Annotated in this window: 10 protein-coding genes; all 10 read right to left on the reverse strand. The window is 38.3% G+C overall.

Annotation, left to right across the window (positions count from 1 at the left end; all coding sequences use genetic code 11):
* Position 1 precedes the first annotated feature (1 nt).
* The 10 genes from AC3ASS_RS07745 to AC3ASS_RS07790 all read right to left on the reverse strand — a co-directional run bounded on the left by AC3ASS_RS07745 (position 2) and on the right by AC3ASS_RS07790 (position 9,225).
* Complete coding sequence (locus AC3ASS_RS07745) at positions 2-1,504, reverse strand: complex I subunit 4 family protein (protein WP_488282947.1); 1,503 nt, start codon at positions 1,502-1,504, stop codon at positions 2-4.
* A complete protein-coding gene (gene nuoL, locus AC3ASS_RS07750) occupies positions 1,501-3,363 on the reverse strand; it encodes an NADH-quinone oxidoreductase subunit L (RefSeq protein ID WP_488282955.1) in 1,863 nt (620 codons plus the stop codon). Before nuoL ends, AC3ASS_RS07745 begins: the two co-directional genes overlap by 4 nt.
* Positions 3,364-3,431: 68 nt before the next feature.
* Positions 3,432-3,746, reverse strand: coding sequence for an NADH-quinone oxidoreductase subunit NuoK (gene nuoK, locus AC3ASS_RS07755; RefSeq protein WP_488282948.1), 315 nt, complete (start codon positions 3,744-3,746; stop codon positions 3,432-3,434).
* A complete protein-coding gene (locus AC3ASS_RS07760; protein ID WP_488282949.1) occupies positions 3,743-4,261 on the reverse strand; it encodes an NADH-quinone oxidoreductase subunit J in 519 nt (172 codons plus the stop codon). The genes nuoK and AC3ASS_RS07760 overlap by 4 nt, the downstream gene beginning before the upstream one ends.
* Complete coding sequence (nuoI, locus tag AC3ASS_RS07765; protein ID WP_488282950.1) at positions 4,258-4,677, reverse strand: NADH-quinone oxidoreductase subunit NuoI; 420 nt, start codon at positions 4,675-4,677, stop codon at positions 4,258-4,260. The genes AC3ASS_RS07760 and nuoI overlap by 4 nt, the downstream gene beginning before the upstream one ends.
* A gap of 33 nt (positions 4,678-4,710) precedes the next feature.
* Positions 4,711-5,712, reverse strand: a complete 1,002-nt coding sequence (gene nuoH / locus AC3ASS_RS07770; RefSeq protein WP_488282951.1) for an NADH-quinone oxidoreductase subunit NuoH — start codon at positions 5,710-5,712, stop codon at positions 4,711-4,713.
* Positions 5,712-6,812, reverse strand: coding sequence for an NADH-quinone oxidoreductase subunit D (locus AC3ASS_RS07775; RefSeq protein ID WP_488282952.1), 1,101 nt, complete (start codon positions 6,810-6,812; stop codon positions 5,712-5,714). Before AC3ASS_RS07775 ends, nuoH begins: the two co-directional genes overlap by 1 nt.
* A 2-nt stretch (positions 6,813-6,814) precedes the next feature.
* On the reverse strand, positions 6,815-8,377 hold the full coding sequence (locus AC3ASS_RS07780) for an NADH-quinone oxidoreductase subunit C (protein WP_488282953.1): 1,563 nt from the start codon (positions 8,375-8,377) through the stop codon (positions 6,815-6,817).
* Between the two features lie 3 nt (positions 8,378-8,380).
* Positions 8,381-8,893 carry a NuoB/complex I 20 kDa subunit family protein gene (locus tag AC3ASS_RS07785; protein WP_488282954.1) on the reverse strand — a complete coding sequence of 171 codons (513 nt, stop codon included), beginning with the start codon at positions 8,891-8,893 and terminating at the stop codon, positions 8,381-8,383.
* Complete coding sequence (locus AC3ASS_RS07790; protein WP_488282956.1) at positions 8,884-9,225, reverse strand: NADH-quinone oxidoreductase subunit A; 342 nt, start codon at positions 9,223-9,225, stop codon at positions 8,884-8,886. Before AC3ASS_RS07790 ends, AC3ASS_RS07785 begins: the two co-directional genes overlap by 10 nt.
* Positions 9,226-10,434: the final 1,209 nt, after the last annotated feature.

The following is a 10,434-nucleotide window of genomic DNA, read 5'->3' on the forward strand; positions in this document are numbered from 1 at the left end:
ATCATCCCCCTAATCCCATCATTAATTTCAATATTGATTCGTTTAATACATCTCCGAGGATCGCCGGATATACTCCGATCACGATAATGCAAGCGATGAGGAGAAAAGCCGGAACATATTCATATGTCTGTAATTTACCGTCTGCCTTTAGTTCACCCTGCTGTTTGCTAAACGTAATTTTTAACACTGCTCTTAGCACGTAACAAGCGGTTAATATGATTCCTAACGCACCGATGGCTCCGATTACCGGTTCGTTTTCAAAAATTCCTAAAAACGCTGTAAATTCACTAATAAAACCGGAAGTTCCCGGCAAACCGAGCGATGCCATACCTCCAGCCAACAAAATTCCAGAAGCAATTGGCATTTGACTTGCTGTCCCGCCTAATCGTGTAAGATCGGTCGTACGATATCTTTCGTAAAAAACACTCACCATTAAAAAGAGTAATGCTGAAATAAACCCATGTGATACTGCTTGGAATGTTGCTCCTTGGATGCCTGCCTCATTTAAAGCTCCCAATCCAATGAGGATAATTCCCATATGTGAAATAGACGAATAAGCAAGAACTAATTTCAAGTCCGTTTGAATGAGCGCTATATACGCTCCGTAGAGTAAGTTGATAACCCCTAAAATAGCAATCGCCAAGCTGAATGTTTGAAATTGCTCTGGAAAAATCCCGATTCCAAAACGAATTAAACCGTACGCTCCAATTTTCAACAAAATACCCGAGTGAATCATAACGATTGCAGGCGGTGCTTGTACGTGAACTCGAAGCATCCAGCTATGGAGCGGAAACACTGGAAGTTTTACCCCTAAAGCAAGGAAAATTAAAACAAACAACGCTACTTTTAGCGATTGACTTGTTTCATCTCCTCCAACGTTCACATAATATTCGAGGAGCTCATAATTCGTTGTCCCTGTACGAGCAAACAAAATGATAATCGCAATAAGTAAAACAGCCGACCCTAAACCATTGTAAATTAAGAAATGATACGCCGCTTTTTCCTTCTCAAAATAGCCCCACTTTCCGATTAAGAAAAACATCGGTACTAATGTGATTTCAAAGAAAATAAAGAATAAAATTAAATTTTCTGCTGCAAACACGCCGAGCATCCCAATTTCTAATAGTAAAAACAGTAAATAATAACCTTTCCATTCACTTGAAATTCTAAATGAAGCTAGTGCTGCCATTGTCGCGATTAATGATGTTAACGTGATCATCGCTAACGACAATCCACTGAGTCCTACTTCATAAGAAATAGAGTAAATTTGTTCGCTATTTTCAAATAAAAATTGAATCCATGAAACGCTGTGAGAAAAAGATGATAGACTTGCCCCCGATGAATATTGAATGTAAATATACAACGATAAAAGTAAAGGCGGGAGGGTTCCTAACACACCAATCCATTTAATGAATTTTTCTTTCGAACGATTCGTAAACAGTAAAATCAACATCGCCAATAATGGGGAGAAAATTAAAGCCGTTAAAATATAAGATTCATTCATTGCAAGTACCCCCCAGTCCAAATGTATAAGACGAGTAAGACAGCTGCTCCTACAAAAGCAACAGCCCCATATGTTTGAACTTGGCCATCTTGAAATTTCGATCCTACTCGACCAAGCGAATGAACAAGTCCACTAACAGCATTGACTAATCCATTTATGATATATCGGTCGATCCAAGCAAGTGTAATACTGATCGCTTTAGTAAACCAAACAACGGTATAATGATAAAACTCATCGATATAATATTTGTTATATAAAAGTCGATACAAACCTGAATCAGAAGTTGTGAGCCATTCTCGACTCCATTGACGTTTATAGTAAATGAGGTAAGCAAGGAAGATTCCGCCTAAAGTTACTAAAACGGCTGCGAACATAATCCAAACTGGACCATCGATATGGCTATGAATCGAAGTCCCTTCCGTTAACCAATCCCCTAAAAATGTACCAAACCATGGAGTGTTGATATATCCGGCAAATACCGCTAAAACGGCTAGAACTATCATCGGAAGAGTCATCACTTGTTTTGATTCATGGATATGCTTTTCATTTCCACGATACTCTCCAGTAAAGACCATAAAGTATAATCGGAACATGTAAAATGCAGTCAGCAAGCTTGTGATAAGTGCAATAATGAAAACCATAAGATTTCCATTTACATATGCAGACATTAAAATTTCATCTTTACTGAAAAATCCTGATAACAACGGCACCCCACTGATGGCTAAAGCACCGATGAAAAATGTAATATGCGTAACTTTTAATTTTTTATTTAAACCGCCCATTTCTTCAATATTTTGTGTTCCTGTTGCATGGATGACACTACCAGCCGATAAGAATAGCAATGCTTTAAAAAAGGCATGCGTGACTAAATGGAAAATAGCTGCAACATACCCGAGTGTTCCGAGAGCAAGCATCATAAATCCTAATTGACTAACGGTCGAATAAGCTAGCACCCTTTTAATATCCGTTTGAACAAGAGCGATCGTAGCCGCGAAAATTGCCGTAAATGTACCGACAACCGCTACTACTAATAAAGCACTTTCCGTAGCAGCAAATAGAGGATATAAAACCGCTGTTAAATAAACTCCTGCTGCCACCATAGTTGCCGCGTGGATTAACGCTGAAACTGGTGTTGGACCTTCCATAGCATCCGGCAACCAAGAATGTAACGGAAACTGACCAGACTTACCAATCGCTCCAACAAAAATTAAAATGGCAATGAGCGTTAACATTCCATCTGAAATTTTCCCACTTGCAACCGCTTGAAAAATTTCATCAAATTCAAAGCTTCCTACTTGATAGAATAAAAGAATCATACCGATGAAAAGACCAACATCCCCGATTCTTGTCATAATGAAAGCTTTTTTCGCTGCTTGCTTTGCCTCTTCTTTCTTGAAATAGTACCCAATGAGTAAGAAAGAACCGAGACCAACTAGCTCCCAAAAAATATACATTTGTAATAGATTAGGAGAAATGACGAGCGCTAACATTGCAGCGGTAAATAAACCTAAGTACGCATAAAACACCGGAAGTCGTTCATCTCCATGCATGTAACCTTTTGAATAAACATGAACGAGGAAACTTACAAGAGACACGACAACTAGCATTAACACGTTTAATGCATTTACTTCAATCCCTGCCGTTAGCTCGAATTCACCAATTTTTAACCAAACAAACTCGTATGTAGCCGGAGACGAAGATAAAAATTGAATGAATGTTGTGATGGATAATACAAGAGCAACTAATGAGAAAAAGATCCCCATATTCGCACTAAACTCATTCGGGCGTGATCTCAGAGGCAACAATATAAAAAACGATAATAACGGGAAAAGCGGTATTAACCAAGCTAGTTCCATCATCGCTACAGAATCCCCTTCTTTCATCCACATACCGAACGATATGTGTTATTTCTTCTATCCTCTCATTCTTAATGTTTCATAGAATTAACTTCATCAACATGAACAGTTTTACGTTTTCGATACAACGAAATAATGATCGCTAACCCAACAGCTGCCTCTGCAGCAGCAACCGTAATTGTAAATAAAGAAAACACTTGACCTGTAATGTTAGGAAAGTTCCCTAATTTACTAAATGCCACTAAGTTTAAATTCACAGCATTTAACATTAATTCAATACAAATTAAAACAATGACTGAGTTTCTTTTCGTTAACGCCCCATATAAGCCGATACAAAATAGAATAAGGGCTAACGTTAAATACGCCGATATTGGAACGGACGTCATTTTTCTTCCGCCCCCTCTTCTTTATCTTCTTTTTTCGCCAACACAATGGCACCAATTAAAGCTGCTAATAAAATAATCGAAGTCAATTCAAATGGGATGATATATTCCGAGAATAATGAAATTCCAATTTGCTCTGTATTGTTCTCATGAAGTGCTTCTGCTTCTTGTCCGAAATCGACATGATAGATGCCATAATATATGACACCTGCAAAAAGAATCATTCCGGCAAACACGAGTAATTTTCGGATTCGCCCAGTGGATGTTTCACTTTGGTCATTATGTTTGGTCAGCATGATTCCAAATAACATCATGATCGTAACAGCACCGGAATAAATTAATACTTGCACTCCAGCAACAAATTCAGCGGATAGTAAAATATATAATCCCGCTAAACTCACAAATGTAAGGACAGCAGCAAGCAACATGTGAACGACTTTTGTAAAATTAATTAACAGAATGCCCCCTAGGACAGAAGCTGTGGCTAGTAGAATGAAGGCAATAAATTCTCCGGTCATGCTTTATTCTCCTTCCGGATATTCGTATCATTTTCATCAAGCCATTGGAGGTTTTTAAACAATTCATCGCGGCTATATTCTGCAAGTTCAAAATTATTGGTCATGACAATGGCTTCTGTTGGGCAAACTTCCGTACATAAATCACACAAAATACAAATTTCAAAATTAATATCGTACGTATCGATAACCTTCCCTTTTTTCGTTGGATCCGGATGTTTTTTCCCCGTTAATGTAATACATTCCGTTGGACAAATATTGGCACATTGATTGCAGACGATACATTTTTCGGGATAAAATTTTTGAATTCCGCGAAACCGATCAGGCATTAATATTGGTTCTTTCGGGTAATCATACGTTACATTTTCTTTTGTCATATTTTTTAACGTATATTTTAACCCTTTTGCTAAACCGAGCATGTCATCACCCTTTTCTATTTCAGACTGTTCAAGCTATGAAACAAGTTCCTTTATGATCGCGGTAATAAAAATATTGACGAGTGCTAGCGGTAACAACACTTTCCATCCAAACTCCATTAATTGATCTGCTCGAAGTCTTGGAAACGTTACTCTTAACCACATTAAGAAGAAAATAACTAAGCTAAACTTTAAGGCAAACCAAACGGCACCAGGAATAAAACCTAAAAACGGTAAAGAGTGCCATCCTCCTAAAAATAGAACGGTTGTTAATGCGGCCATCGCAAACATATATACATATTCCGCTAGCATGAAGAAGGCCCAGCGGAAACCAGAGTATTCTACATGATAACCAGCAACGAGTTCCGATTCTGCTTCAGGCAAGTCAAATGGAGTCCGGTTCAACTCTGCAACCGAGGCAATGATAAAAATAATAAATCCTAACGGTTGGTAAATGATGAACCACATCGATTCTTGTGCTTCGACAATGGTATTCAAGTTTAAACTTCCTGCGATTAAAATAACACCTATCACTGACATGACTAACGGAATTTCATAGGATATCATTTGTGCTGCCGCACGCATTCCGCCAATTAAAGAATATTTATTATTAGAAGCCCAACCAGCAGTAACGACACCAATTGTTGTTAATCCAGAAATAGCAATGTAGTATAACAAACCAATTCCAATATCCGCAAAATGCAAGGATTCGGTAAATGGAATAACGGCAAGCACCATAAAAGCTGGTGTAAACGCAATAATCGGAGCCAATACGAACAATGGTCGATCCGCCGCTCTCGGAATAATATCTTCTTTTATGAGTAGTTTTAAAACATCCGCTACTGTTTGTAACAGTCCCCAACGGCCACCGACTTGGTTTGGTCCGTATCGCAGTTGCATGAACCCCATCACTTTACGCTCGGCTAAAATCGCATAAGTAACAAAACCTAAAATTGAAAATAGCAACATTAACGCCAACGAAAAGAAAATGAGGAAATTTTGTATACTCGGTAACGATTGAAGCAACTCTTGAATCATTAGCCGTCCACCTCCCCTAATACAATGTCAATCGCCCCTAATATAGCAATTAAATTCGCGATATTTTCACCTTCCAATAACTTTGGAAGTATTTGCAAATTATAAAAAGATGGACGACGGAACTTTAAGCGATACGGCTCTTTTTTACCGTCACTGGCAATATAGCAACCGATTTCTCCACGCGGAGACTCAATTCGCACAAATGCTTCTCCCGGTGGAGCTTTAATGATTTTCGGTACTTTTCCTAATATTTCACCTTCGGACGGAAATTGCTCACAGGCTTGTTCAACAATTTTTAACGATTCTTCAATTTCTGCTAAGCGACATTCATATCGTGAATAGGCGTCTCCTTCATAACGAACAGGTACATCAAAGTCAAAACGATCATAAATGGAATATGGTTCATTCTTTCTGAGATCCCATTTAACGCCGGTGCATCTTAAGTTCGGGCCGCTTAATGAATATTGGATAGCTTCTTCTTTTGTATATTTACCGATACCTTTTACACGGTTAAGAAATATTTCATTTCCGGAGACAAGTTCATGATAGCCTTTCAGCTGTTCTCTCATATATGGAACAAATTCCTTCACTTTGTCGATCCATCCATTCGGCGCATCCCATTTAACACCGCCGACACGCATATAGTTAAAGGTTAATCTTCCTCCGGACAATTCATTTAATAGATTGATAATCATTTCCCGATCTCGGAAAGCGTATAGAAATGGACTTGTTGCTCCTATATCGAGCAAGTACGTTCCCCACCAAACGAGATGGCTGGCAATTCTCCCTAATTCCATAGAGATAACCCTTAAATATTCCGCCCGTTCAGGTACTTCAATATTCATCATGGTTTCTACTGCATGACAAAGAACATAGTTATTTGTCATTGCTGATAAATAATCCATTCGATCGGTGTACGGAATAATCTGAGTATATTGAAGATTTTCTGCCAGTTTCTCTGTTCCGCGATGGAGGTAGCCGATGACCGGTTTCGCTTCTTTAATGATTTCCCCGTCGATTTTTAAAACAAGACGGAAAACACCGTGGGTGCTTGGATGCTGTGGCCCAACATTTAATAGCATTTCTTCAGTTCTTAACATTGCTATACCTCCACATCATACGCCTCGTAATCTTTTCGTAGTGGATGACCAACCCAATCTTCACCTAAGAAAATGCGATGTAAATTCGGATGTCCGGAAAATTGAATTCCTAATAGATCATAAGCTTCACATTCTGGCCAATTCGCCCCTGCCCAAATCGGTGTGACGGAAGATATGGTTGGATTGCTTCGATCAATTTTTACTTTTAATGCAACTTCTTGTTCATTTTTATAAGAGTAAAGATGTAAGTACAGTTCAAAATGGGTTTGAAAATCGGTTCCATGTAATTCGGATAAATAATCAAATGCCAACTGTTCGTTATATCTTAAAAATTCCGCAATTTTAAAGTACGCTTCTTTTTTGACAACTAACGTTGGGACATCTTTGGAAAGTTTATTAATATAGGAATCTTCTAATACATCTGTTCCTAAATGATCTTGTATCACTTTTACATAGCGTTCTAACAATGGTTGTTTTGGAGATGGCTTATCTTCGGCTTCAGCTTTTGTTGATTTCGCCCCAGATGCACCAGCTTTTGCTTTCGCTAATGCTGCCGCTTTTGCTTTTGCAGCGGCGATTGCTTTTGCTTTTTCTTCATCCGTTGCTCCGTCTTTTGCCATGGCAGCTGCTTTTGCTTTTGCTGCTGCAGCTGCCTTTGCCTTTGCGGCGGCTATAGCCTTTTGTTTTGCTAAATCATCATCATTATTTTCGTTATCCGATTGGGCGTTTTCTTTCGCTTTCATCTTCGCTAATGCTGCCGCTTTCGCTTTCGCTGCAGCCGCGGCTTTTGCCTTTGCGGCGGCAATTGCCTTTTGTTTTGCTAAATCATCATCATTATTTTCGTTCTCCGATTGGACGTTTTCTTTTGCTTTCATTTTCGCCAATGCGGCTGCCTTCGCTTTCGCTGCTGCTGCCGCTTTTGCTTTTGCTATATCGATTGGCTCTTCGACACTTTCTTCTTGATTGTCGATCGCTTGTAGCTCCACGGTGGAACTTTCTTTTTCTTTCGCTTTCATTTTCGCCAGTGCTGCCGCCTTCGCTTTCGCTGCTGCTGCCGCTTTTGCTTTTGCTATATCGATTGGCTCTTTGTCACTTTCTTCTTGTTGTTCTTTAGCTTGCACCTCTTCTTCGGCGCTCGCTTTTTCTTTTGCTTTCATCTTCGCTAATGCGGCTGCCTTCGCTTTCGCTGCTGCTGCCGCTTTTGCCTTTGCTATATCGATCGGCTCTTTGTCACTTTCTTTTTGTTGTTCGTTAGCTTCCGACTCTTCTTCAGCGCTCGCTTTTTCTTTTGCTGTATCAATCGGCTCTTTGTCACTTTCTTGGTGATTTTCCGTTGGTGTAGTTTGTTCACTTGAGGTCTTTTCTTCTGCGTTGGTAAGTTTTATTTCTTCATTGTTTTCATCATTGGAAGGTTTTGTTTCGTTGGAGTCATCTTCTGGAGGTTGATGGTTGGATTCTTCTTGTTGTTTCTTCATCTTCATTTCTTCTAATCTCTTTTTCGCGAGTTCCTTTGCTTTTTCTGCCGCTTCCTTTTTCAATTGCTCAAGGCTTTTTTCCTCACTCATCCGCTACATCACCCGCTTCCCTGTCTTCGCTTCGTATCGGATTTTTTCTTTTAATTTATTGATTCCATAAATTAATGCTGCTGGATTTGGAGGACATCCCGGTATGTAAACATCAACAGGAACGATTTGGTCAACACCTTTTACGACGGAATAAGATTTGATATATGGTCCGCCTGCTGTTGCACAAGATCCCATTGCGATGACCCATTTTGGTTCAGGCATTTGATCGTATAGACGCTTCACAACCGGAGCCATTTTTTTCGTAACCGTTCCTGATACGATCATGACATCTGATTGCCTTGGAGATGTACGGAAAAATGAACCAAATCGATCTAAATCATAATGGGCACCGCCGACACCCATCATTTCGATCGCACAACATGCCAAACCAAATGTCATTGGCCATAGGGAGTTACTTCTTGCCCAACCTTTTAATTGATCTAGTGTCGTTAAAAAAACGTTCCTTTTCACTTCTTCCGCTTCGATTGGTAACAAATGTTCCAGGTTTAATTCCATTTCAACACCTTCTTTTTCCATGCATAAATTAATCCAATCAATAGCATGACAACAAAAATTAACATTTCAATGAGTGCAAATAATCCTAGCTTATCGTAAGCAACCGCCCACGGATAAAGGAAAACCGTTTCAACATCAAATATGACAAACAATAAAGCAAACATATAATAGCGAATCGTAAACTGTACTCGTGAATCGTGGAAAGGGTCTATCCCGCTTTCATACGTCGTATATTTCTTCTCTTCTGGTACATGTGGACGTAAAAGTTTTCCTAAAAATAATGCGACGATTGGCAATAATACGCCAATAAGTAGGAAAACAAATATGATCATATAACTATTTTCATAAATATTTAACGACAATCAACGCCCCTCCAATCACTGAACATTAATAATTATCAAACTTTTCTAACTAATCATTTGTATTATACCATTCTTACCCAATAGAATAAAGGTTTTCAACAAAAACATTGGCTTGTTTCACTTTCTTGAAAAATCATTACATACATATGATTGGGTTTTCATTTTCATGTATTTTGTTTTATCCTACTGTTGTACTATTGGTTATTTTAAAATAGAAATCTTCCAAATGAAGAAGGACATAAGAATCATTGTGAAAATATTAATTTGGAACAAACATTGAAGTGGAATGAAATAAACAGGTTCTCTCATTGAAAAAAACAGGATTGGTTCTCACCATTCGGTATGTAATCAATGTATGGAGTGGCAAATCCAATAACTTTATCCAAATGTCAAACTGCTAGGAAAAAACTAGTGTCAAGTTCATTTTTTGTGCTCTATTTTATATGTTGGGGTTTAAGGAAATTCGTGAATCGACAAAAAACTTGCAACTAGGTTGATTTTATTTGCATGTAGAACTATCAAGATTGAATTTGTTAAACAAGTCATCGAAAAATCTTGCAACTCGCTTTGATTTATTTGCAACTTAATCGATCAGCGGTGAATTTATGAACTAGTATACGAAAAAAACTTGCAACTTGTATTGATATGTTTGCAAGTTGAACATTCGAAGTCTATTTTTTCTCAAAAAGGAAGGATTGGCGGGTGCCAATCCTGACCGATTGGATGTATATTTGCAGCTTTCGTGTTAGAATTTGCAAGATTGAAAGGTGTATTTGCAACGAACGAAGATTTATTTGCAACTCGAAAAAATGAAACTTGCAGCTGCGAGGAAAATATTTGTAACTATGAAAAAATTATTTGTAACTCAAGAGTATGAATTTGCAAGTGGAAAAAAATCTTGCAACTAAAAGTTAATTATTTGCAAGTGGATGGTTGGAAGGAAAATATTTTTTCAAGCAGGTTAAAAACTTGCAACTCATATTGATTTATTTGCAAGTCGATCGTTCGTAGGTGAATTAGTTAATCCAATAATAGAATAAACTTACGACTCATATAGATATATTTGCAACTTGATCGTTCAAGAGTGAATTTGTTTATTGTTGTAGAGTAGAAAACTGATTTCAAAGGGACAGCTCATGCTGTCTCTTTTACTCTCAGCTTCCCCTCATCAAACCGTAC

This window comes from Bacillus sp. JST-5, assembly GCF_057747715.1.

What these genes read in the sequence shown, in the direction of transcription:
- nuoK (WP_488282948.1), bottom strand. Translation starts at nt 3,746, where the DNA reads ATGACGTCCGTTCCAATATCGGCGTATTTAACGTTAGCCCTTATTCTA.
- AC3ASS_RS07745 (WP_488282947.1), bottom strand. Translation starts at nt 1,504, where the DNA reads ATGAATGAATCTTATATTTTAACGGCTTTAATTTTCTCCCCATTATTG.
- AC3ASS_RS07775 (WP_488282952.1), bottom strand. Translation starts at nt 6,812, where the DNA reads ATGTTAAGAACTGAAGAAATGCTATTAAATGTTGGGCCACAGCATCCA.
- AC3ASS_RS07785 (WP_488282954.1), bottom strand. Translation starts at nt 8,893, where the DNA reads ATGGAATTAAACCTGGAACATTTGTTACCAATCGAAGCGGAAGAAGTG.
- nuoL (WP_488282955.1), bottom strand. Translation starts at nt 3,363, where the DNA reads ATGATGGAACTAGCTTGGTTAATACCGCTTTTCCCGTTATTATCGTTT.
- nuoI (WP_488282950.1), bottom strand. Translation starts at nt 4,677, where the DNA reads ATGCTCGGTTTAGCAAAAGGGTTAAAATATACGTTAAAAAATATGACA.
- AC3ASS_RS07780 (WP_488282953.1), bottom strand. Translation starts at nt 8,377, where the DNA reads ATGAGTGAGGAAAAAAGCCTTGAGCAATTGAAAAAGGAAGCGGCAGAA.
- AC3ASS_RS07790 (WP_488282956.1), bottom strand. Translation starts at nt 9,225, where the DNA reads ATGATCATATTTGTTTTCCTACTTATTGGCGTATTATTGCCAATCGTC.
- nuoH (WP_488282951.1), bottom strand. Translation starts at nt 5,712, where the DNA reads ATGATTCAAGAGTTGCTTCAATCGTTACCGAGTATACAAAATTTCCTC.
- AC3ASS_RS07760 (WP_488282949.1), bottom strand. Translation starts at nt 4,261, where the DNA reads ATGACCGGAGAATTTATTGCCTTCATTCTACTAGCCACAGCTTCTGTC.